Source organism: Pseudoneobacillus rhizosphaerae (genome assembly GCF_917563885.1).
Lineage (GTDB): Bacteria > Bacillota > Bacilli > Bacillales > Cytobacillaceae > Pseudoneobacillus > Pseudoneobacillus rhizosphaerae.
On record NZ_CAKJTG010000012.1, the window covers coordinates 91,857 to 114,490 of the forward strand.

The 22,634-nt window shown below is 36.1% G+C and carries 20 protein-coding genes and 1 riboswitch; of the genes, 4 read left to right on the forward strand and 16 right to left on the reverse strand.

Features of this window, described 5'->3' with window-relative positions; translation table 11 throughout:
- Positions 1-18 precede the first annotated feature (18 nt).
- From LRP83_RS12440 to LRP83_RS12470, 7 genes are all read right to left on the reverse strand, one after another.
- Positions 19-714 carry an ECF transporter S component gene (locus tag LRP83_RS12440; protein WP_230497016.1) on the reverse strand — a complete coding sequence of 232 codons (696 nt, stop codon included), beginning with the start codon at positions 712-714 and terminating at the stop codon, positions 19-21.
- Positions 705-2,345, reverse strand: coding sequence for an ABC transporter ATP-binding protein (locus tag LRP83_RS12445; RefSeq protein WP_230497017.1), 1,641 nt, complete (start codon positions 2,343-2,345; stop codon positions 705-707). Before LRP83_RS12445 ends, LRP83_RS12440 begins: the two co-directional genes overlap by 10 nt.
- Positions 2,327-3,205 carry an energy-coupling factor transporter transmembrane component T gene (locus LRP83_RS12450; protein WP_230497018.1) on the reverse strand — a complete coding sequence of 293 codons (879 nt, stop codon included), beginning with the start codon at positions 3,203-3,205 and terminating at the stop codon, positions 2,327-2,329. Before LRP83_RS12450 ends, LRP83_RS12445 begins: the two co-directional genes overlap by 19 nt.
- The gene (locus LRP83_RS12455) at positions 3,202-3,996 is read right to left on the reverse strand and encodes a DUF4430 domain-containing protein (protein ID WP_230497019.1); all 795 of its coding nucleotides are present in this window, start codon (positions 3,994-3,996) and stop codon (positions 3,202-3,204) included. Before LRP83_RS12455 ends, LRP83_RS12450 begins: the two co-directional genes overlap by 4 nt.
- Positions 3,997-4,006: 10 nt before the next feature.
- Positions 4,007-4,582 carry a class D sortase, LPxTATN-specific gene (gene srtD / locus LRP83_RS12460; protein ID WP_230497020.1) on the reverse strand — a complete coding sequence of 192 codons (576 nt, stop codon included), beginning with the start codon at positions 4,580-4,582 and terminating at the stop codon, positions 4,007-4,009.
- A gap of 6 nt (positions 4,583-4,588) precedes the next feature.
- Positions 4,589-6,379 carry a DUF4430 domain-containing protein gene (locus tag LRP83_RS12465; RefSeq protein ID WP_230497021.1) on the reverse strand — a complete coding sequence of 597 codons (1,791 nt, stop codon included), beginning with the start codon at positions 6,377-6,379 and terminating at the stop codon, positions 4,589-4,591.
- Between the two features lie 126 nt (positions 6,380-6,505).
- Positions 6,506-6,694: riboswitch (cobalamin riboswitch) on the reverse strand.
- 103 nt (positions 6,695-6,797) lie between these two features.
- Positions 6,798-7,940, reverse strand: a complete 1,143-nt coding sequence (locus LRP83_RS12470) for an acyltransferase family protein (protein ID WP_230497022.1) — start codon at positions 7,938-7,940, stop codon at positions 6,798-6,800.
- 219 nt (positions 7,941-8,159) lie between these two features.
- On the opposite strand from LRP83_RS12470, the gene yfkAB reads away from it, so the two are divergent.
- Entirely contained in the window at positions 8,160-9,275 is a 1,116-nt protein-coding gene (gene yfkAB, locus LRP83_RS12475) for a radical SAM/CxCxxxxC motif protein YfkAB (RefSeq protein ID WP_230497023.1), read from the forward strand.
- A gap of 446 nt (positions 9,276-9,721) precedes the next feature.
- On the opposite strand, the gene LRP83_RS12480 is transcribed toward yfkAB, so the two are convergent.
- The 3 genes from LRP83_RS12480 to LRP83_RS12490 form a co-directional block, all read right to left on the reverse strand.
- Positions 9,722-11,578, reverse strand: a complete 1,857-nt coding sequence (locus tag LRP83_RS12480) for a DEAD/DEAH box helicase (protein WP_435531352.1) — start codon at positions 11,576-11,578, stop codon at positions 9,722-9,724.
- A 125-nt stretch (positions 11,579-11,703) separates the two neighbouring features.
- Entirely contained in the window at positions 11,704-12,642 is a 939-nt protein-coding gene (locus tag LRP83_RS12485; RefSeq protein WP_230497024.1) for an acetamidase/formamidase family protein, read from the reverse strand.
- A gap of 14 nt (positions 12,643-12,656) precedes the next feature.
- Entirely contained in the window at positions 12,657-13,493 is an 837-nt protein-coding gene (locus tag LRP83_RS12490; protein WP_230497025.1) for a GNAT family N-acetyltransferase, read from the reverse strand.
- Between the two features lie 156 nt (positions 13,494-13,649).
- Here LRP83_RS12490 and LRP83_RS12495 point away from each other — a divergent pair, with 156 nt between their 5' ends.
- Positions 13,650-14,087, forward strand: coding sequence for a peptidylprolyl isomerase (locus LRP83_RS12495; RefSeq protein ID WP_230497026.1), 438 nt, complete (start codon positions 13,650-13,652; stop codon positions 14,085-14,087).
- A gap of 44 nt (positions 14,088-14,131) precedes the next feature.
- On the opposite strand, the gene LRP83_RS12500 is transcribed toward LRP83_RS12495, so the two are convergent.
- The 3 genes from LRP83_RS12500 to LRP83_RS12510 all read right to left on the reverse strand — a co-directional run bounded on the left by LRP83_RS12500 (position 14,132) and on the right by LRP83_RS12510 (position 16,424).
- Positions 14,132-14,695, reverse strand: coding sequence for an FAD-dependent oxidoreductase (locus LRP83_RS12500; RefSeq protein WP_230497027.1), 564 nt, complete (start codon positions 14,693-14,695; stop codon positions 14,132-14,134).
- Between the two features lie 187 nt (positions 14,696-14,882).
- Complete coding sequence (locus tag LRP83_RS12505) at positions 14,883-15,098, reverse strand: hypothetical protein (RefSeq protein WP_230497028.1); 216 nt, start codon at positions 15,096-15,098, stop codon at positions 14,883-14,885.
- 66 nt (positions 15,099-15,164) lie between these two features.
- Positions 15,165-16,424, reverse strand: coding sequence for an erythromycin esterase family protein (locus tag LRP83_RS12510; RefSeq protein ID WP_230497029.1), 1,260 nt, complete (start codon positions 16,422-16,424; stop codon positions 15,165-15,167).
- Between the two features lie 175 nt (positions 16,425-16,599).
- On the opposite strand from LRP83_RS12510, the gene LRP83_RS12515 reads away from it, so the two are divergent.
- The gene (locus LRP83_RS12515) at positions 16,600-17,112 is read left to right on the forward strand and encodes a DUF3231 family protein (protein ID WP_230497030.1); all 513 of its coding nucleotides are present in this window, start codon (positions 16,600-16,602) and stop codon (positions 17,110-17,112) included.
- A 70-nt stretch (positions 17,113-17,182) separates the two neighbouring features.
- Here the strand turns inward: LRP83_RS12515 and LRP83_RS12520 are convergent, their stop codons facing one another.
- From LRP83_RS12520 to LRP83_RS12530, 3 genes are all read right to left on the reverse strand, one after another.
- Positions 17,183-17,986 carry a DODA-type extradiol aromatic ring-opening family dioxygenase gene (locus LRP83_RS12520; RefSeq protein ID WP_230497031.1) on the reverse strand — a complete coding sequence of 268 codons (804 nt, stop codon included), beginning with the start codon at positions 17,984-17,986 and terminating at the stop codon, positions 17,183-17,185.
- A 115-nt stretch (positions 17,987-18,101) separates the two neighbouring features.
- Positions 18,102-19,982, reverse strand: coding sequence for a selenocysteine-specific translation elongation factor (gene selB / locus LRP83_RS12525; RefSeq protein WP_290369547.1), 1,881 nt, complete (start codon positions 19,980-19,982; stop codon positions 18,102-18,104).
- A 131-nt stretch (positions 19,983-20,113) separates the two neighbouring features.
- On the reverse strand, positions 20,114-20,836 hold the full coding sequence (locus LRP83_RS12530) for a YwaF family protein (RefSeq protein ID WP_230497032.1): 723 nt from the start codon (positions 20,834-20,836) through the stop codon (positions 20,114-20,116).
- Positions 20,837-21,194: 358 nt separating this feature from the next.
- On the opposite strand from LRP83_RS12530, the gene LRP83_RS12535 reads away from it, so the two are divergent.
- Entirely contained in the window at positions 21,195-22,400 is a 1,206-nt protein-coding gene (locus LRP83_RS12535; RefSeq protein WP_230497033.1) for an IS256 family transposase, read from the forward strand.
- Positions 22,401-22,634: the final 234 nt, after the last annotated feature.

Below are 22,634 nucleotides of genomic sequence, written 5' to 3' on the forward strand. Positions count from 1 at the left end.
CTATGCACAATCATCTTTTTATTTTTCCATTAACCCATATTTCCTTTTAAATCGAGTAAGGATTTTTATCCAAGATTTACTAAATAGTACTAAAAAAATAACATTTGAGATTGAATGGAAGAAGTCAAACAACACACTACTTGCTAAATATGTATAAATAGATTTAATATTTAGAGCTTCTCCTGATTGAGCAATGGCGAGTAAGGACCACAAATTCATGATCCAACCAAATAAGAACCCCCAGACGATGCCAAATATAATCTTCCCTTTTAAAGTAGACATCAACCTAGATTGATTAAATAGACCTGCTGTTAATCCAACCAATCCCCATGCCATCATTTGCCAAGGTGTCCAAGGTCCCTGTCCTAAGATCATGTTTGAGGCTAAAGCAGCTATAACCCCAATCATAAAGCCACTTTCTGCTCCAAAGACTAATCCAGAGATCATGATGACAAAGGTTGTCGGCTGCACACTTGGAATACTAGCAAAAGGTATACGTCCTACTGCTGCAATGGCAGCTAACACGGCTAAAAGGACCAATTCTCTCGCTTCCATTTTCCTTTTTTCAAACCGAAGAATAATAAATAGAAATGAAATAAGGACAAAGCCAAAGCTAAGGAGCAAATAATTATCGCTATAACGGAGGGATAGCCACAATAGACCGACCATAAAAATAAAGAGACCAGCATATACTATTTTACTTCTTATTTGCATAGCGAAATAGCCTCCCCTAAAGTCACTATTTCCTTATCAGGAAGATGCCTAAATAGTCGCTGCACCATTGTAGTATAAAAGTAATTTCCTTTAAAAAATTCCTTTGGCTCATTTTCTGAAGTAATATTACCTTGAAACATCATCCCACATTTCGTGGCATTCTGAGCAGCAAATTCAATATCATGAGTGGACATGACGACTGTTATACCCTCTTCTTGTAAATTATGTAGGATTTTAGAAAAGCTGTCCTTTGATATAGGATCTAGCCCTTTTGTTGGCTCATCAAGTAAAAGAATATCCGGTTTTCTTAAGAGCACACATGCTAATGCAGCTTTTTGTAGCTCTCCACCACTTAAATCATATGGATGATTATGTAAGAGATGAGATATTCCTAAACGTTGAAGTAAGTTATTCACTTCAGTTTGATTGGTGATGTTCCATTTTTGCATCGTATCATTTATTTCTTTCTCTACCGAGTCATGTACAAAAAATATTTTTGGATTTTGTGGTAAATAGCCTACTTTTTTAGCTATCTCTAATGATTTCCATGCTTTTAAAGGCTTATCCAAAAGGGTAACTTTACCATTAATCGGCTTCAAAATTCCTACTAAAATCTTTAATAAGGTCGATTTACCAGATCCATTTCCACCTAGTAACGCGTATATTTCGCCTTTATTTAAGGTGAAATCTAATTCATTTAAGACAGCGGCTCCTTCTTTTCGGTATTGGAAAAGGAGATCTTTTACTTCTAGTAGTTTCTTATCTTGTATTTCCTTATGGGCTCTATTTTCTTTACTTTGGCCAATCAAATTTAGTTCTTGTACCCAGTTTCGCCCTTCTTTTACAGACAACGGTATATCCCTTCGATTTTCCTTTTTGGTAGTACTTAAATAAAGCGTCGGAATATTAGGGATAAAGGGCTGCTCTTGTGAGTCCCAAATTGTTTCGATCACCTGTTTGGGCTCACCTTCTGCAATACATTTTCCATTTTTCAACAGAACAATCTTATCAGCAATTGTGAAAACATCATCAAGCCGGTGTTCAGCTAGGATGATTGTCATACCGAATTCCTCATTAAGACGAACAAGCATATCTAAAAATTCTCTAGCACTAACAGGATCAAGTTGTGCGGTCGGTTCATCTAGAAGTAAAATATCTGGTTGCATTAAGAGAACAGATGCTAAATTAATTTGTTGCTTCATCCCACCAGAAAGCTCATGCGTTTTTCGATGAAGTAAAGATTCGGCCCCGAAGAAGTGAACCATTTCAGCAACCCTACTTCTCATTTCATTCGTCATTACGCCCATATTTTCAAGTCCAAATACGACTTCGTGTAAAACATCATCTGCTACCACTTGATTTTCTGGATCCTGAAATACAAATCCAACCTGACTTGAAGGCATTCCATCCTGAGATAGGCTATGTCCATTAATCATCATTTCACCTTTTAACACACCATGTGGCTGAATCTCCTTCTTTAACAAACGTAGAACCGTACTTTTTCCAGAGCCTGAAGACCCAAAAAGCACAACAAATTCGCCTTTTTCTATGGAAAGGGAGAAATCATCAATGGCTGCGTTATCCGCTGAGGGGTAGGTAAAGGATACATGTTTTAATTCAATAAACGCCATCGGATAACCTCTCCAATCTCAACTAAAAGTGGAAAACATAAAAACAAAGCATACACAAGTAAAATGAAATATTCTACTGGTACAAGCCCAATAGATTCCATGAGCGGATATATTGTCAATGTCCCTAAGCCAGTAAATCGACCATAAAGACAAATAGATAACAGGATTACTAAAAAAAGAAGTGTCAAGCTATCCTTCTTATTTAATCGGAAATATTCATAGGTAGATCGTTTTTTCTGTCCGTATCCTCTTGCCTTCATGGAATCTGCCGTTTGAATCGCTTCTTCTAATGAGTAGGTAAGTAGAATTTGGACATAAAGCATCCCCTTTTTGATTCGTTCCTTCCAAGGACCTTGTTTAACGGATATCCCTTTGCTAACTTGAACGGCCGCTATTTCATCTAATCGTCTTCTCATTAATGGAATAAACCTAAGTGTCAGCATCAGTAAAATTGCAAACTGTGGTAAAAACTTTGAAAATAAAAATAATAACTTGTTAGGCGTCATTACTTCGTTATACGAAATAAACAACATCAGCACGCTAATAATTGATAGTGCTGACATTCCTCCATATAGTGAGGCTTCTAAAGTAACACGATGTCCCATTACCTCAAATAAGACGTGTCTACCTCTTTCATTAAACAGAGGATTGATTAGAAAAATCAATATTCCCGTTGTAAACATAAAGAATAGCCATTGCTTCATATGATTAAAGCAATCGTTAAAAAAATGAAATGTTATTAAAATAGAAAATGCTACAAATAAAAATATAGGATGCTGATTAATCATTACCAAGAGAATAGCACCCATATAATAGCTAAAGTTAACTATAGGGTGAAACGCATAAAATCGACCTTTCATTCATTATCCTCCGTAAAATCCTCTGAATAGCTCCATTCAATACGATCATCTTTATTAACCTTTACAATTCCTGAACTTTTACTAATTGTGATGCCATTTAGTTTAAAATTCCATCCACTTTTAGGGCCATAATCAAATTCATAAATATTATCGATTCCTTCGATATACGCCATTGCCCCATTACCACTATGTTCTACCAATTGATTTTTCTTTTTAGCGGCTTTAAGGAGCACATCTAGAACGGTATCTCCTTCACTAATGGTAACTTTTGTTTTTGGTAAAATGACTCCAAAATCTTTTGGTCCAATAATCATGATTGATACAGTTGGTTTAGTCTCTGTTTGTTTAGTAGCTTCCGTTGTTGCCTTAACAGCAGTAGTCTTGGTATCTTTTTGTGTTTCTTCTTTAGTAGATGTTTTTTTAGTAAGATTCTCTTTATCCGTCTTGGCAACTGTTTCAGTCTTTTCCGTTTCCTTTTTAGAAGGGACTTCCTCCTTTTTTGTTTCAACTGCCGTTACAGCCGAGGACTGTTCCTTCTTCGTTTTAGAGGATACTTCTTCTGTTGCGATTAATTCAACATTATCGTTTAAAGAACTCTCTGTTTTAATCTCATGTTCTTCTGAAGTTTTTGAAACGATTACTGAATTAACCTCAGTTTCACTTTCTTCTACTTCCTGTTTTACTTCTGATTCAATATTTTGAGATGTTACTGATGTCGAACTACAGCCAATTAAGGTGAAAATCAGAACCACGGCCATCAACAAACTTAAATATTTCCTCGATTGATTCATAATTTCCCTCCTATCCTTTTCGAATCGCATTTACAATATAACGCTGTGGTGCATTTCCTATAAAGTTAAAAGGGTAACATGTTGTAATTGTTAATTTTTCGATTGGAGCGGTTGGACGAATAACTGTTCGATCGTCCGCCTCTACGACAAACGTTTCCTCAATAATATAAGTAAATCTCCCATAAGACATCTCAACAATCACTTCATCACCTATTTGTAGTTCCCCTAATCGTTTAAAGACGGTATCTCTGTGACCAGATAACACGATTTGGTCCTGTTTGTCAGGTAATGCAGTCCCTTCGTAGTAGCCAACACCTCTTTCTAGAGCCTCATCTGATACACCTTTAACAATTGGTAACTCTTCTCCTATTGAAGGTAGTTGAAGAATTCCTAGGATTTCACCCTTTTGTGAAGTAGCAGAATCTTTATCTAGCAGCTGCTGCTTGTTTTCTTTTGCCCTTACAACTTCCATTGCCGTTGCCATTGCTTCAGACTGCTTCGAGTTGGACTTGTATGATTGAATTCCATATAGACTGATAAAAAAGAACCCTCCTGCCAAAAACAAGAGGGATATTTTTATTTTCATAGATCATTAAGCCTTCTTTCTATTTTCGATTATGAAAAGAAAAGCACCTATCATCAACAAGAGAAGGCCAATCAATAGGTAATTGTACGTATTTGTTGCTGTGTTTGGAAGTGGCAACCCTTCTTCTCCCTCCAATGTATCGTTATCTGCCTCCGGTGCAGTCACGTTGCTATTATCATTTATTGGTAGTTCAGGAGTATCTAGATTTAAAGGTAGTTGATACAAGCCACCTTGTTTATTTGTAAATAATTGGTAAGCCACAACCCCTTGAATTCCTTGGCTTGTAGACATGACATCACTAACATTTCCACCTTGCCAATCAAATCCACCGTCGGCATTTTGAAAGGTTAATAGATATGAAATTAAACTTATTTCATCTTTTGTAAATAAAGGATTATTTGCATCCACATCAATCGATGAAAGAGCTACAATAACCTGTGCAGCTGTTGAACTATTATCAATCTTAGACGATTTATATTGTGAAGATAAATATTGTACTGCCTCATCAATAGCCGCTTTTATATTTAATTCGTTCTTATAAGGAGCTAGCGCAGTTAAGACCATTGCTGTTGTATCGATGTCGCTTTTTTCACTACCATCCCATGACCAGCCATGGTCCATATTTTGTTTTTCCAATAGATGGCTCACAAGCTTCTCTCTAGTCCATTTTGCATTTTCAGGTACTTCAAAGTTGGCACTATCTAAGGCTATTAAGCCGTAAAATACTCCGTTTAATCCTTGTTTTGTCACATTACCATTATAGATAGCTTCAATTAAATTATAGCCAGCTACATTAGTCGGATTTCCACCTGCTGCAAGTATACCAAGTGTGTAGCGTTCATAATCCGTGATTTTAGAAAATTTACCTTTTTTATCTGTTATTAGCTTCGTAACATTTTCCAAATAGTGAGCAGGTAGTTCTTTACCAGCTTGTTTTAGAGCCACCGCTTCCCATTCCCCAACTTGATTACTGATTGCATATTGACTAACAGCATTTATTGCATTTAAAAGTTTTGCTTTTGAGATAGGTTCAACCTGCGGAGTTGTCGGTTCAGGTTTTGTTTCTTCGTTTGAGCCCTCTTCAGGTACTTCGCCTGGAGTTTCCCACGATTCGTATTGAAAGCTGATTTGGTCATTTGTTTTAAGCTCGTAACTGTCAGCCCCAACAGAAGCCATTTTGCCATTTACATAAAATGCCCAATAATTCGTCCCTTCCATTTTTACTCCATTAATGGAAGTAATCATTTTTCCGTATTCAGACTCACTAAATTCTAATTGGTCCCCTAGGACAGCTTGTAGTAATTGAAAAGCTGTAGGTTTGTTGATAAAAGATATATTTTCTGCTTCTTTTAGAATTCCTTTGTCTCCTACTACTTTAATTGAAACACTATTTTCAGGAGCTACAGTCCAGTCTATATACTTAAAGCTTAAACGGTCACCTTTTTGGACAATATATTGATCGGCTCCAACTTGCGCTGAAATCCCATTTATGTAGAAAGCCCAAAAAAAGTTACCTTTTGCTTGCAACCCTTTTATACTGGTAATCATTTTACCGTAATCAGATTCAGAGAATTCTAGATTATTAGAACCAACTGTGTTTAGAAGTGCATCAAAAGCAGTTGTTTTATCTTCATTTTTTATAGCTGTTTCTTCTAATAAGACTTCAGCTTCCCCAAATACGGTTATTGTTTCTTGTGTTTTTTCTGCTGCATGAATTGGTGTTTGAAAACTTCCTGAGATTAAAGCAAACACTAAAACGAACAACATAAAAATTTTCTTTGTTTGTTTCTCTACCAATTTTTTCTCCCCATTCCTGACTAAGATTTTGCATAAAAAAATCCCCCTAATAAGGAGGAGATTTGGTTAAGCAAAAACGCACACTGCTGCGTTACATACTTAACACCCTCCTATCCGCGTAGGCAATTGGTGCAATAAAAACAGGCAGGTTTCCTGGCTCATGATCATCGCTTCCTATGTCTTCCCATCCGGAATCAGACAGTGACATTATATAGGTTGCTCTCATTTACAGTGGCGGGACCGCGTTGGTTTTTCACCAACTTCCCTATTAAGCTAAAATTTTGAATTTTTAGCACCTGTTTTTTGCCGATTCAATTTTTTTATGATGATTTTATTATACAGAAATTATTTTGATTTTGTATAGGATTTTCATAAATAATACCAAAGTACTATTTTCATAATCTGTTAAGGTCATTACTTAATTGCCAGCTATAGTGATGTCAGAGTCTTTTGTGACTTTTTTACTTTTACCTTTTATCCCAAAAACAAGACGTAAAATTGAAATATGTTGAATGACAAAATGATAGATTAGCATAATGATGATAAATGACATCAAGGTTAATAATAGTAATTTACTTGGTGTACTCCACGATAGTTGATACAGATAAAAACCAATACCCACTATTATAGGTTGATGCAGAACATAAAACGGCATCGCTGCTTGACTTAGATATCTCAACCCCTTTTTTGGAGTCGTAAAATATTTTTCACCTAAATAAAATATAAATAATAACCAATTCCAACTATTAAACACTTTAATATAAGTGAAGATTAAAGATACAAATGAATTTTTACCTGCCATATCATTAATAAATCCGAAAATGTAAATAAAGGATGTTATTAAAGTGACTACAGCGATTAATAGGTTATTATTGCGAATAAATTCTTTAAACGAATTCTGAGAAAAATAGATGTAACCTAATAAATATATAACTAAATAATATGGTAATCCCCAACCACCTAAATTCACGATCTCTACAAATGCTGCCACTATTAGTAGGATTATGGGTAGGAGTAGATATTGAGAATATGTAAAACTCTTCGATTCTTTTATCTTTGGAAATATTGGAAAAAGCAACATCGAAAATACAAGCAGTACTAACAAGTACCATAAATGCAATCCAAAAAAGGCAAAGTTACCTGATCCATTGATTTCCAAGTACAATCCATTAAAATATTGAGATAAAAACTCAAAAAATGATCCTTTAAATTGTTGGTGTGTTAGTCTTTCGATATACACTTGAGGTGGTGTTAATACAAGTACCCCAAAAACTAATGGAATTCCTAAGCGAATAAGCCTTTCTTTAACAAATTCTTTCCCGCTTCTTCTTTTCAGAGCATGATAAGTAGTAATACCGGATATTGCGAAGAAAATTGGCATAATCCATGTACCAACTAAAAGTGAAAATACTAAAATATAACTCTGGTCAATGGTGCTATTTTTCACATGCCACGGAAACGGATTAAAGAACATTGAAATGTGATATAAAAAAACAATTAAGGTAGCAATTACCCGAATCCAATCTAAATCAACTTGACGATTTAATGGAACTTTCCCCATTAATTATTCCCCTCTCAATAACAATATACTTAACATCTGCAAAACAATTCGGTAAAAAATGTAAAAATCCTTTATTTCTTTGCTGGATTTTTTACTTTTAGATATTTTCCGTGAATCCTCTAATAAAAAATATTAATACTATTTATCCCTACAATCCTAGTAAACTTTTCGATGATAATGTAAACTATTGTTTTGTAAGTATGATTAAAGGAGTTTTTTATGAACAAGCAAGCTATTACCCCTCAATATGACCCATGGGAAGCCTATTTGGATGTTGAACAATATGGGAAGATGACCTTAACTAATATTGAATTTACTACTACCACCCTTTGCAACATGCGTTGTGAACATTGTGCAGTAGGTTATACTTTACAGACGAAAGACCCGAACGCTCTACCGATGGACTTAATTTTAAAAAGATTAGACGAAATTCCAACACTTCGTACTTTAAGTATTACAGGTGGGGAACCGATGTTAAGTCTGTCTTCTGTTAAAAACTATGTAGTACCAATCCTGAAATATGCACAAGAGCGCGGAGTCCGTACACAAATTAACTCTAATCTAACATTGGGTTTGTCCCGTTATGAAATGATTATTCCTTATTTAGATGTATTACATATTTCACATAATTGGGGAACGTTAGAGGATTTTGCGGAAGCTGGGTTTGCACGAATGGCATCAAAACCTAGCTATGATCAACGAATTCGCTATTTTGAGAGAATGATTGAGAATAGCCGTGCACTCGTTAAATCTGGAGTTACTGTGTCAGCTGAAACGATGTTAAATAAGCGTACATTACCATATTTGGAGAAGATCCATCGTCAAATTGTTAATGAAATGCTATGTCAGAGACATGAGGTGCACCCAATGTACCCAAGTGACTTTGCCAGTAATCTAGAAACCTTGACTTTGAATGAAATTCGTTCCGCCATACATCACTTATTAGATGTTCGAGATGAAAATGTGTGGATGTTATTTGGTACATTACCATTTTACGCTTGTAGCTCGAATGAAGAGGATTTAAGTTTACTTAACCGTTTATATACTAGTAAAAATGTAACGGTCCGAAATGATCCTGATGGGCGTTCTCGATTAAATGTAAATATTTTTAATGGCGATATTATTGTCACTGATTTTGGAGATACACCTCCGCTTGGAAATATACAAAATACTCATTTGCTTGATGCTTATGAAAAGTGGAATGCAACTTCTTTAGCATCAGAATTAAATTGTCATTGTCCTGCTGTTAAGTGCCTTGGTCCCAATATTTTAGTGAAAAATAGTTATTATCAGGATATTGATTTTTCTGGTCAAAAAGCAAAAATCTTGAGATAAGAAAAGCGCAAGCGCCCGTTAACCGTATGATAGGTGCCCTCCGCCTGCCATTGGATTTCAACCTACCAGAGATATTAGAGGAAGAAATTTCCCTTATTTTAAAAAGAGCACTGAAATTAGCCATAATAGAGGAAGAAATTTCCCTTATTTACTAAAAAAATGTAAAAATGGGGGACTTTTTTCTTAATAAGGGTAAATCCTTCCCTTATTTTCCCCGAAAAGAGCTATATTCTAGATTTAACGGTAAAATCTCCTCTTATTTTCTTTTAAAGGTTACATAATAAAGTAAGCCAACAGGTAATAGGAGAAGAGACTATAAACATGTGCCTTGACAGACCCGAAAAGGGGCTAGACACTGCTCTAATTGGCAGAATTTTATACACATTCTTATCTGGTAAAAAAAGGCAGACAAAGTTAAGTTGACTTTGTCTGCCTTTTCAATACAATTATTTATTTCTGGAGCTTGGTCTTGAACTTTTATTATTTTTTCTGGCCTGTTGTCCTAAAGGTTTTCTATCCGAAAATGAAGATCCCCTCCGGTCACTTCCGTTTTCACCACGTCTTGTCGCAGAACCCTCTTGACTTCTAGGAGAATGATTCCTTGAATCTTTTCTCGGGGTAGAACCTTGGAACCCTTCCGTCCGATTTCTTGGTCTTTCGTCCCTTGAATCTCTTCTTGGAGCAGAGCCCCGGAACCCTTCTGTCCGATTTCTTGGTCTATCGTCCCTCGAATCTCTTCGCGGAGCTGACCCCTGAAACCCTTCCGTCCGATTTCTTGGTTTGTCATCCCTTGAATCTCTTCTCGGAGCTGATCCCTGAAACCCTTCCGTCCGATTTCTTGGTTTGTCATCCCTTGAACCTCTTCTTGGAGACGAACCCTGAAACCCTTCCGTCCGATTTCTTGGTTTGTCATCCCTTGAATCTCTCCGTGGAACTGACCCCTGAAACCCTTCTGTCTGATTTCTTGGTTTGTCATCTCTTGTATCTCTTCTCGGAGCAGAACCCTGGAAGCCCTCAGTTCGATTTCTTTGCCCTCTTGAAGAAGGTTTTCTCGATTCAGAAGCTTTACTATCGCTTCTTCTATTCGCATTTCTTTCGTTTTTCCCTCTTCTAGCACGTTTTTTACTTTGATCTTCAACGGCTTGATCGCCATTTTCCAAACCTGTTTCTCCTGCCTGCACCTTTTTCTCATTGCCAATATTCTTTTTAGGGATAGTCAGGTTTAAATCTTTTTCAATTTGTAAGAGCTCTTCACGATCTTTTGGCGCATAAAGTGTTACCGCAAGTCCTTCTCCACCCGCTCTGCCTGTTCTACCAATTCGATGAATATAGCTTTCCGTATCTTCGGGAATATCATAGTTAAATACATGCGTAACACCTTCTACATCTAGACCTCTAGCTGCTACATCTGTCGCAACTAAAAACTGAATTTCTGCCTTTCTGAATCGCTTCATTACCTGTTCCCTTTTTGCTTGTGACAAGTCACCGTGTAACTGATCACAATTAAAGCCATTTTCCTTTAAAGCTTCATAAAGCTTGGTTACCCTACGCTTTGTACGACAAAATATCACACCAAGATATGGCCGATATAGATGGAGTAACTCAATTAAATCTCCTTGTTTTGCACGATCATCTGTACTGATGGCAATTTGCTTAATATTTTCAAGTGGAGCCTGTGTTTTTTCAACTTGAATGTTATGAGGATTTTTCATATGACGACGTGCTAATTGACGAATCTCATCAGGCATCGTTGCCGAAAATAACATCGTTTGACGACTTGCTGGAGTTTCATCAATAATTCGTTCTACTTCGGGTAAAAAACCAATATGGAGCATTTGATCCGCTTCATCTAGAACAAGAAAGCTTGATTTAGAAAAATCAACGGTTTCCCTTCTAATGTGATCCAGCAATCTTCCTGGAGTTCCGATGACAATATGTCTTCCATGTTTTAGTTTTTTCAATTGAGACTCAACATCCTGGCCACCATAAATGGCTAGGACCCGAATATCCTGTCGTTCCTCAAGTAATTTTTTTACCTCATTTGTAATTTGCAAAGCAAGCTCTCTTGTCGGAGTGACAATTAAGGCTTGAATATGTGATTCATTGGAGTCAATTTTTTCAAGGATTGGTAAAATAAAAGCAAATGTCTTACCTGTTCCAGTTTGAGATTGGGCTATAACATCTTTACCATCTAATAATAATGGAATAGCTTGCTGCTGAATCGGTGTTGGAACAGCAATTCCTAGTGTTTTTAATGTGTCGACCATTGTTTCGGTGATTCCGAGTGATTTAAAATTCGTCAAAAAATAATCCCTACTTTCAATTCTACATTCTTCCTATATTACCATATCTCTTCACATCTTTTCCAAAATTTATTATTTTATAAAAAAAACCACCTATAAGATGGTTTTCTCATAAGTGGATTTATTTATCTTATTGCTCCATGTGGTAAAACGGCATGTACGCCTTTCGTTCCATTGACAATTTGGGTTATTCTTAAATCTACAACAACACTTGCTAAAGCAGTTGCTTCTGCTTTCTCCAGTCCATATTGCTCCTCAATTAATCGAACCATTCCTTCTAGAGCTATAATGGTTGCTTTATTTAAATCCAAATCAAACCCGAATGTAATCCAGCCAGTAGGCGTTTTGGCTCTTGGGACTGTTAGAGACATATCCTTATGTAGGGTAATAGTTAGATCGACAAAATCCATTGGACATTCGATTCCTTGCCCTGAAACTTCTCCATCCCCCTGGGCAGCATGCCCATCTCCGACAGTTAAGAGTGCACCATCCACTACAACGGGTAGAAATAAACTGCTCCCTTTTACAAGTTCTTTACAATCAATATTTCCTCCAGTGTACCTAGGCGGGATAGTCGATTGAACACCATCTTCATTTGGAGTTGTTCCAATTAGACCTAAAAACGGATGAAGCTCAATCGAAAAACTTTTATCTCCATAAGAACAAGTACCAATGTTTTTCTCTGTATCTAAATCCCAATCAAGTGTTACCTCTGGAAGATGGGAAATATCTAGCCTGTCATTCGTCCAACTACTCTTCCCTGCTGCACAATTCCATCCATACCAACCTGGGACAATGTCGTTTATTTTAATTTCTACAACCATTCCAGGCATTGCTTCTTTTACTTTAATGGGGCCAATCATTGGATGCCCCCACACCAATTCCTTCTCTCGTGAAGAATAACGAATTCTTTCACCGTTTTTCGGGCTATACCCCCATCCAATGTCAGGTGTACTTAAATGTATGGAATCACCTGATTGAAGAGTAAGGATTGGTTGATACTCTTTGTTATACGAACCTTGTAAGTTTTCATTTTTCAATTCTAGTACATGTATATTTGCCATATCTCTTACCTCCTTTATTTAAAATGAATGACAATGGAATCGATAAGTGGTTTATAGCCGATTTCCATATAGATTTTATTAGAGGTTGGGTTATCCAAGTCAGTATATAGGCTAGTCGTTTTATAACCACTATTCAACATTAGATGTGTTAGAGCTGAAACACAGCTAGAAGCATAGCCTTTTTTCCTTTCAGAAAGTGGGGTAAAAACAAAATTAACGGTTATGTTTGATTTAGTCGGTCTGGATGCATTTGCCATCGACACGATTTCTCCATCTATTTCCCATCCATACACGCGACCTCTTTCAATTAAATCCTTTGCTTTCGCTTCCGCATCTTCTCTACTCATTGGCTCATTAATATCGATGCAAAATTGATATACCCATTCTTTTACTAAAGGAAGATTTACAAATCCCATCCTTTTCAGTTTTCCATTCTCTGCGGGTTTTTTCTCAATTTCATTTAAACTATACAGACGTTGGTTCATTTGAATATGGGGGACCCGCTTACGTAAATTAGTTATTGCTTTTGCTAACTGATTAGTTAAGTCTTTTTCTCCTATAAAGCCTGGAATGTCAGCTAAATTTTCATCTAATAGAACCGCTAATTGTTGGATTTCATCTACTGTAAATTCAACTGCTTTTGAAAGAATAATTTGTTTTGGGTGGGTTTGGAATAATGCCATAACCATCTTATTCTCTTTAGTTACTGTTGCCATTACCATGGGTTGCTCATTTTTCACGCCTAATAATAAGCCTAAAGCCAGATTATTTATGATTTCGTCTTGTTCTAAAAAAGGGATTACTTCATTTTTATATGTTTGAATGTCATTGAAAGAATTTAATTTCAACATTTTATTCACTCCTTCTCGAAAAACTTTAGAAGTATTAATTCGATAAGATTAAAGAAAAAACCTTTTTAAATAGCCAAACATTTTGCTTTTCAAACGGTTTAGCTTATAATCTAAAGGTATGCTTTTACATATTGATTTTGAAAGGGGTTCGTACATATGAGCAAATACGCAGTAATCGACCTTGAAAAAGGCGGACAAGTAAAAATTGAATTATTTGAGAAGGAAGCTCCTGGAACGGTAGCAAACTTTGAGAAATTAATTAAAGACGGATTCTACAATGGTTTGAACTTCCACCGTGTTATTCCTGGATTTGTAGCACAAGGAGGTTGCCCAGAGGGTCGTGGAACTGGTGGTCCCGGCTATTCAATTAAATGTGAAACACAAGGAAATCCTCATAAGCATGAGCGTGGATCACTATCTATGGCACATGCTGGAAAAGATACTGGTGGTTCTCAATTCTTTATCGTATTCGAGCCACAACCACACTTAAACGGAGTTCATACTGTATTTGGTAAAGTCGTTGAAGGTATGGAACACGTTGACCAAATTAAACAAGGCGACAATATGAGAGAAGTAACTATTGTTGAAGAATAGAAAAAAAGCTCTTGAACTTTTGTTCAATGAGCTTTTTCTTTGTTTTATGATTTTAATACATCATGATCAACGTATCTCTCACCATTAAGTTCACTAATAAGATTAATTGCCACTTTCGCTCCATCACCAGCTGTAATAATGGTATGTACACTTACTCCAGCACATGTACCAGCTGCCCAAATTCCATCAATATTTGTTTTACCTTGTCCATCTACATCAAATACTGTTTTAATTCTTGGCTCAGTACCATCTTTTGTATTTAAACCAACACTATCTGCAAGTGTCACTAGAGCACCTGTAGCAATAATGATATTTTTTGCTTCATAAGAATTCCCTTCAGATTTAATTAAAAATCCATCAGCTTGCTTTTCAATAGCAACCACTTTTTCTTGTACTAATTCAGCACCAAATTTTGTAGCTTGTTTTGTTCCAATCTCAATTAAGGCAGGTCCAGTAATGGCATCTACACCGTAGTGATTTTCTAACCAGGCTCTTTTAGTCATACTTTGATCGCTATCGATTAGTAATGTTTTTTTACCAGCCTTTGCTGTAAATATAGCTGCACTTCCACCAGCTGCTCCTGCACCAATAATTGCTACATCAAACATTTAACATCATCCTTTTTCATATCGTTTTATGATTTACCAAACTTTCATAAACATTACTTCTGTTTTACTAGATAATTTCTTTTCTGAAAAAAATCTATTATATAAATAGTATAACTAACAATTTTCTTAAGTCCATTTTTCAGCTTACCGTAAACTCTTGAAATTAAAGTAAAAACTTCAAGAATTTCTAATCTCTATACTTTTTTGCACGGTTCACATAATCACTATGCCAGGACTTATGAACATACTCTTGCCCTTTTAACGAATAAATTAATCCAGCGCTGGAAACAACTCCTGTAAAGACAAATCCAATAAAAATTCCTATTTTCCAATAACCTAGGAAAAAGCTAAAAAGAGTTGCAATTAAAAGAATGACCAGCGAATACAATAATACATTTTTCAAAATTCCCTCTCCTCTTGACAGTAAAGCATTTATTCAAAACCCCTGCTATAAACAGGGGTTTCATAACTATGTTAATAATGAAGCTAATTCAATTGGCGTTAAAGCTTTTGTTTCATCAATAAAGATAAATGCATCGTATCGTTCCGACATGACAGAAGGTACATAGTTACCAAGATGCTCATATTCAGGATTATACACTACTCCAATAGCTCGATGTCCAATTTCATTGTTAAAAAAGTGAGCATTTTCATTATTAAAGAGGATATATTTATCATTTGGACCAGCAGCATGCATTAAATCCTCCCAGCTTCCTAAAGCAGCCTGCGGAACATTCATTACTTCCATTTCTTCTCCCCAGCGATTAGCCGCCATAACTGTACCTCTATGAGTTCCAAACCCAACTGCATATACTTGATCCTTACCATACTTTTCACGGAGAATTTGTCCAACATTTACTAAACCTTCCTTAGCCATATCAGTTGCCCTTGCATCACCAATATGGGTATTGTGTTCCCAAATGATAACCTTTGTTCCTTCCCCATAATACTTAACAATCTCCTCGATTGCACTTACCATGTGATGGTCTCGAATATTCCAATCATCAGGTCCACCTTTGACCATTGATTGATAATAATGTTCAGCATTGAGGGCTACAAGTCCATTTACTTTCAAATTAAGTGATTCTTCATGACCATTTTCATATTGAAGATGATTTTTGCGTAAAGTTGTTAGTAGTTCTGTTACCTCATCTAAGCAATCCTCTCCATAGAAGGCAGCTGAAATTCCATAACTTTCTGGTTTTCTATGGAAGGGTTCGAAACACGAAAGGGCTTTTTTTGCCTTTTCAACATCTCCTGACCCACTTTTCTCTAGTTGTCTAATAATTTCTTCCATCGATTCCCAAAGACTATAAACATCTAAACCGTAAAAACCAACGTTATTTTGTGTTTTCTGGTTGTATTCTTTTAACCATTTTATTAATGATAGTACTTCCTCATTCGCCCACATCCATGTTGGCCAACGATTAAAGTCCTTTAGTGCGTCTAACGCTGTACTTGGATTAAAACCTTTAACAAAATTGTTTACTGTAAAACAGGAAGGCCAATCCCCTTCTACTCCAATAACTTGAAATCCTTTTTCTTGAATAAGTATTTTTGATATTTCAGTCCTTACTTCATAAAATTCTGAAGTTCCGTGCGATGCCTCGCCAAGTAACACAAATGGACACTCACCGACTGCCTCAATAAGAGCTGATAAATCACTTTTGCTTTCGAACGGAAATGCTTCTTGTTTAATTGCTTTTATGATTTTTTTGTCATCAAACAAAATAAATCCCCCCTCGTCAATAGCATTCCCTTCATTTTTGAACTTAAAAACGGTACCTAATGACATAAAATTGCCAACTTCATGCTGTATTATCAGGTACCTACAAGGACAATATATCTATGTGCGCAATTCCAAGAAGGGTGGCACAAACATGAATGTACTTAGGAGGTTTACGATGGGAATTTTAAGTGGAAACCCGAAAGAGGAACCAATGCATTATGGTGAAGTTCATGGGTCATGGTCCTATTTATTTGGGGCAAAAGGTAAGATTGCAGGATATCAAACAATGTTAAACCATGTCGGAGATTCCGATTTGTATAAACTTGTCGTCGAGGCAATTGAAGGATGTCAGCAAGAAGTAAAACAGATAGAGGTCCTGTTAAAGGAAAATGGAATTGGACTTCCTCCTACACCTCCTGAGCGTCCAAAAGCTTGTTTGGAAGAAATACCAGTAGGAGCAAGATTTCTTGATAATGAGATCGCAGCAGCTGTTGCTGCAGATATTGCAGCAGGTCTTGTAGCATGCAGCACGATGATGGGACAATCGATAAGAGAAGATATTATCATGATGTTTGGCCAATTCCACACACAAAAAGCAACTCTTGGTGGAAAATATTTACGACTTATCAAAGAAAAAGGTTGGTTAGTTCCTCCTCCCCTACACATTCATAAATCTGAAGACTGCTAATACTTTAGAAAAACACAACCCCTAGTTTTATTTACTAGGGGGTTTTATATTAGTTCATTTTGATGAATCCTTATATACTAGCACATAATAACCCAAAATAAGTTGGAGCTTCATACGATAGTAACTTCACTTGACGTTCTTCCGGTAGTATTGCCCCAGCAAGAATTAATGTTTGCCATATTCCATCAGGCTTTGCTGCATCCACAAAATCATCAGTAAAATCACTCATTTTTTCTAATTGATTTTGCCTAATTAAGGTAACAACCTCCTGATCAAGTTCTTTAGCTGCTAAATGATAACCATATGGTCCATTCTCGTCATGAGTATGAGACCAATCACAACTAGCAATCAAACCTATCCGTTTTTTGGATGCTTGGACAGCCTCTCTTAATGCTTTTCCAAACTGAAGATGTTTTTCATAGGAAAGTTCCCTTGAGGGAGTTATGACAACAATTGGCACATCCGGCATAAATCTAAGTGGAACTATTGCCCCCCAATCAAGAGGCAAGCATGAAAAAGGTCCTGCTGCAGTTGCATAGTTTATTGTTCCTACAGGTAAATTTGCCTTTGCAACCGCTTCTGCGATATTTTTCGCTAGGTATCTATCAATCTTTCTATTCATTGAAAAGGTAGCTTCATTCTCGGCTACGGAGCCCTCCATTCTTTCGGAATCAGAAATTGAAAATTGTCCATTTATCCGAGTTCCATGGGGAGTTAGGACGATGATTGTATCAGGATTTGCATTATTCATTTCATTTCCCAGTCGTATTAAACTTTCACGTGTTAATGACATTCTCTTTGGTTGACTTCCCTCTAATTCAGGGATTATTTCGCCACCATGTGGAGCAATACATGAAAATACAAATGGATTCATATACACACCTCAATTCTTATTTTATCTTTATATAATTTGATATAGATTTAAAAAAACCTTTTCATTTTCATAAAAAAACAGCCACTTTATAAAAAGTCGCTGTTTTTTAAAACGATTAGGTCCAAACTCGTTTGTTTTCCATCCTTTTAGTTAAGCCCTTTGAATCTAAACGCTCCAAAAACGGAATCATATATTTACGAGACAATTCCAAAATTTCCTTTGCTTCACCCACTTCAAACTCTGAATCAGTCCCGTTTCTTAATAGATCAACCGCTTTTTTAAAAACTTCGCCATGATAATAATATTGATCATCCAGTGGTACAATGAATTCCTGTTCCTCTAGGAACCTTTTTAAATCAGGCACAAGTAGGTCTGGTATCCCTGCCTTTTTTATATAATCGATAAAATATTGAGTTTTCAGCCCATCCTTATTTAATTCCACCAATAAATTATCAACTCTTTTTTGCCAGCTTTTAGAGACATGTGGTTGGAATTCTGCTAATGATACAAATTGTCCTTTCCTAGTAAGCTTTCCATTTTCGATACTTTTTTCAACAGTAAAATCAAGTAAGTCCTTTGGATACCGATTCGTCATAACTTGGAAAAGTTCTGCTTTATTTAACCCCTGTTTCATTGGATAGTCATCATGATAAATTTCCAATCTTCCGATCATCTCTTCTTCTATTCCATCAATTAAAAGCTGAAGAGTATACTCTTTTCCATTGTAAAAAATAAACCCTTCTTGTTTAAGATTTTCGCTTACCGTTTCTTCATCTAAAGAGGTGCGTTTTATTAGTTCATTCAAAGATACGCTTTTAGCCTCATACAAAGCAGCAGTTATCCGTTCAGTTGGTGAACCAACTTTCTTTTTTTCGAGCTCTTCAATCGTTTTTCCACCATAACGATATTTATTTCCACTGGGATCTATTACCCAGCCGCCACCTATTGTTTCTTGTGGACTTGGTCTGCGGATGATAAAGCGGTCACCCCGCTTCGTGACAATCTCTTCTTCCAATCGAAGCTGACACAAAATTTCCTGATTGTCTTCCTTCAATTCATTACGATCAAAAAAGACAATTCGCCCCATCACTTCTGTTGTACCAATATGTAGTTTAATGGGCATTCGTTGTTTAACCATATGATCAAGGTCCTCAACGACTTGAATCGCGACATCAATCATATTTGTAACGATAAAATGTTCAGAGGATACAAGAACATCTCCGCGTTCCAAATCTTCTTTCGAAACACCTGAAATATTTATTGCTGCGCGTTGACCTGCATATGCTTTAGTTGAAGACTGGTGATGCACTTGAATCTGCCTAGCACGTACCTCAGTCCCTTTAGGCATTATTTTTAGAATTTGACCTTCTTCAACCATTCCTTCGTAAACCGTACCACGGACAACAGTTCCTTGACCCTTGACTGTAAAAACCTGATCAATTGGCAATCTAAATGCCCCTTTTGAATTACGTGTAGCTTGTTCCTTTAACGAGGTAATAATTAAGTGCTTTAAATCTTCAATTCCCTTACCTGATATACTATCCACTAATATAAATGGTGATTTTTCGAATACGGTTCCTTCTAATTCTCCGAGAATATCGTCTTTCACAAGATCAGTAAATTCCTCATCTACACGATCGATTTTTGTAATGGCAATAATCCCATTTTTAATTCCAAGAAAGCCTAATATATCTAAGTGCTCTCTTGTTTGCGGCATAACTCCTTCGTCACCTGCCACCACTAGGACAACAAGATCAATTCCCGCTACACCAGCGATCATTTGTCGAATGAATCGTTCATGCCCAGGAACATCAATAACGGATATTTGTAGTTCTTTATCTTCATAAAGTGGAGCAAAGCCAAGTTCAATCGAAATTTGTCTTTCCTTTTCTTCCTTTAGGCGATCTGTATCGACATTGGTTAGTGCCTTTGTTAACGAGGTTTTTCCATGGTCAATATGTCCCGCCATCCCAATTGTAAAATACCGCTTTTCCAAATCAGACACCTACTTCTAATTGTTACTTCTATATTACTGTAGCTAATTGGTAATGAAGTTTCAAGAAACGTTTTGTGACATTGCTATATTAATTATGAAACTATTCTCCTCTATGAAAAGGAAATTTCTATTTAACTAGTTTGCGAATGAACATTCTTTTTCTTAGCAAAAGGTAACCATAATAGCCAAAACAGACCGAGTGCCAATCCTTCTAACGAAAAAATATAATATGGATATGGTCCTAAATAATCTATTAGGGAAGCGTTTTCTGGTTGTTGTGCTAAAAACATATAATTACCACCAGTTAGATGATTTACACAAAATGCACTAAAAGCGCTCAGGTTTAGGAATAAAAATGCCAACCATACTCCCTTACTTTTTGGATAAAAACCTTTAACCCAAACGTAATAAAGTGCTGTCCAAATAATAACCATATGGGTAATAAAAAATTGAAAAAAGCGAAAATGAGGAAAACCTAAAAAGAGCTCTGGGGTTAAGAGAGCAGCAAAAGCACCAACACCGCCAATAAAGTACAAAACATTGGCGAGAAATTTCGAATTCGTAATTAATAAAATTAAACTTAAAATCAAACTAATTGAACAGAGTTGAAATGGGAGGGTATACGTAATATCCCAATTCCCACCTTGATATAGCCATAAGTGATAAAATAACTCGAGACTCAATAGTGTAATAAAAAAAACTGACCTAATCCATAAATCATATTTGAAAATGTGGTTTCTGAAGCGATACAAAGCAAACGTTAGAAAAAAGAATAATACCAAGACTATCAAATGTTCAAAAGAAAAAAAAGCAAACGGATATTTGGAATAATCATGTCCAAAGAAACCACCCATAAAAATCCTCCCGTACTTTCATTTACTGTATTTTAACATACTTCTATCTTGATTTAATTAATTATTTTAAATATTCAACTAGTTAAACATTTTGCCTTGCCTCTTCTATTGAAATGATCTAGAAGTAGTAGATTCCCCCCTAATCTATTTAAGGTTAGCCGTTCCGTTTTAAATAAGCGGAGATTTCCGGTTAAACTTCGTAATAGGGCTTGGTTCGGGGGAAATAAGCGGAGGTTTTCCGGTTAAGCAAAGGAAAATGACCTATTTTGACGTTTTTTGAGTAAATAGTCGGAATCCTTGAGAACGTCTAAAATTTTGTGTAAATGGTTATACTTGCCAATTAAGGAGATGATCAATTATGCAAAAATTTTGGGATATGACAATTAGGGAATTAGCTAGTCAATGTGAAACAGTTGATGATATTCATTTAATGATGAAGGATCTATTTAAGGAAACACTACAACAGGTTTTTGAAGCCGAAATTGAGGAACACCTAGGGTACTCCAAACATAATTCGGCTGGTAATAACTCGGGAAATAGTCGTAATGGGTATAGTAAAAAGACTATTAAAACTAAGTTGGGTGAAACAGATTTAAAAATTCCAAGAGACCGAATGGGCGAATACGAGCCTCAAATTATTAAAAAGTATGAAACATCCATCAATGGATTAGAGGACCAGATTATTGCATTATATTCTAAAGGTATGTCCACACGAGACATCGAAGATCATATGAAAGATATTTATGGTATTAATGTATCTCCTAGCTTAGTAAGTAAGGTTACAGATAAGATTTTGCCACTAGTTTATGAATGGCAATCGCGTCTACTAGACCCTGTATACCCAATAGTGTTTTTAGATGCCATCCATTTTAAAGTTAAACATGAGAATAGAATTATCAGTAAAGCAGCTTACACTGTTTTAGGCATTAATACCGATGGTATTAAGGACATTCTCGGCATTTGGATTGGTGAAAATGAGAGTGCTAGTTTTTGGCTTAATGTGTGCCAAGAAATAAAAAGTCGTGGGGTTCAGGATATCCTAATTGCTTGTAAGGACGGGCTTTCTGGCTTCTCTGAGGCTATTAATGCAACTTTCCCTAAGACTGACATTCAAACATGTATCATTCATCAATTACGGAATAACGTAAAGTTTGTTCCTTCCAAAAATCGCAAGGAAGTCATGGACGATTTAAAAAAGGTATATAAGGCCTTCACAATTGAACATGCTGAGAAAGCCTTCAATGACTTTAAAGAGAAATGGGGTCAGAAATATCCTTCCATTATTAAATCCTGGGAGACAAATTGGATTGAATTGACTACCTTTTTTTCTTACCCAGTTGAAATTAGAAAATTAATCTATACCACAAACACCATTGAAGCGTTCCATAGACAACTGAGAAAGGTAACTAAAACAAAGACTGCTTATCCAACCGACAATGCTTTAAGAAAGATTGTCTATCTAGCTACAATAGGGGTTACGGATAAATGGACTAACTCTGTTCCTGGATGGTTAGAATGTAGACAACAGTTTGAAATTATGTTTGAGGGTCGACTTGGGAAATAGTCAATTATGTTTGTTATGTTACGTGTTGGGGCGATGCCCCAAGGGTTTATCGCTTTCGTTCTCCCAAAAGGAAAAGAGAGGGGATCACCCTCTCTCCTTTTGTACAGAACCCTACTAGGTGCTCGGGTTGCTCCCCAGCATTGCCCTATCCCCCTAGTAGGTAAGAGCACATTGTTTAAAGTATAGTCTTTCAATAATTAATTTAATCATTTACACAAAATAATTTACACTCCC

Coding starts and splice junctions, on each gene's coding strand:
- LRP83_RS12470 (WP_230497022.1), bottom strand. CDS start 7,940: ATGGGGAAAGTTCCATTAAATCGTCAAGTTGATTTAGATTGGATTCGG.
- LRP83_RS12485 (WP_230497024.1), bottom strand. CDS start 12,642: ATGGCAAATATACATGTACTAGAATTGAAAAATGAAAACTTACAAGGT.
- LRP83_RS12535 (WP_230497033.1), top strand. CDS start 21,195: ATGCAAAAATTTTGGGATATGACAATTAGGGAATTAGCTAGTCAATGT.
- LRP83_RS12530 (WP_230497032.1), bottom strand. CDS start 20,836: ATGGGTGGTTTCTTTGGACATGATTATTCCAAATATCCGTTTGCTTTT.
- LRP83_RS12455 (WP_230497019.1), bottom strand. CDS start 3,996: ATGAATCAATCGAGGAAATATTTAAGTTTGTTGATGGCCGTGGTTCTG.
- LRP83_RS12440 (WP_230497016.1), bottom strand. CDS start 714: ATGCAAATAAGAAGTAAAATAGTATATGCTGGTCTCTTTATTTTTATG.
- LRP83_RS12520 (WP_230497031.1), bottom strand. CDS start 17,986: ATGAATCCATTTGTATTTTCATGTATTGCTCCACATGGTGGCGAAATA.
- LRP83_RS12515 (WP_230497030.1), top strand. CDS start 16,600: ATGGGAATTTTAAGTGGAAACCCGAAAGAGGAACCAATGCATTATGGT.
- yfkAB (WP_230497023.1), top strand. CDS start 8,160: ATGAACAAGCAAGCTATTACCCCTCAATATGACCCATGGGAAGCCTAT.
- LRP83_RS12495 (WP_230497026.1), top strand. CDS start 13,650: ATGAGCAAATACGCAGTAATCGACCTTGAAAAAGGCGGACAAGTAAAA.
- LRP83_RS12450 (WP_230497018.1), bottom strand. CDS start 3,205: ATGAAAGGTCGATTTTATGCGTTTCACCCTATAGTTAACTTTAGCTAT.
- LRP83_RS12490 (WP_230497025.1), bottom strand. CDS start 13,493: ATGTTGAAATTAAATTCTTTCAATGACATTCAAACATATAAAAATGAA.
- LRP83_RS12500 (WP_230497027.1), bottom strand. CDS start 14,695: ATGTTTGATGTAGCAATTATTGGTGCAGGAGCAGCTGGTGGAAGTGCA.
- srtD (WP_230497020.1), bottom strand. CDS start 4,582: ATGAAAATAAAAATATCCCTCTTGTTTTTGGCAGGAGGGTTCTTTTTT.
- LRP83_RS12445 (WP_230497017.1), bottom strand. CDS start 2,345: ATGGCGTTTATTGAATTAAAACATGTATCCTTTACCTACCCCTCAGCG.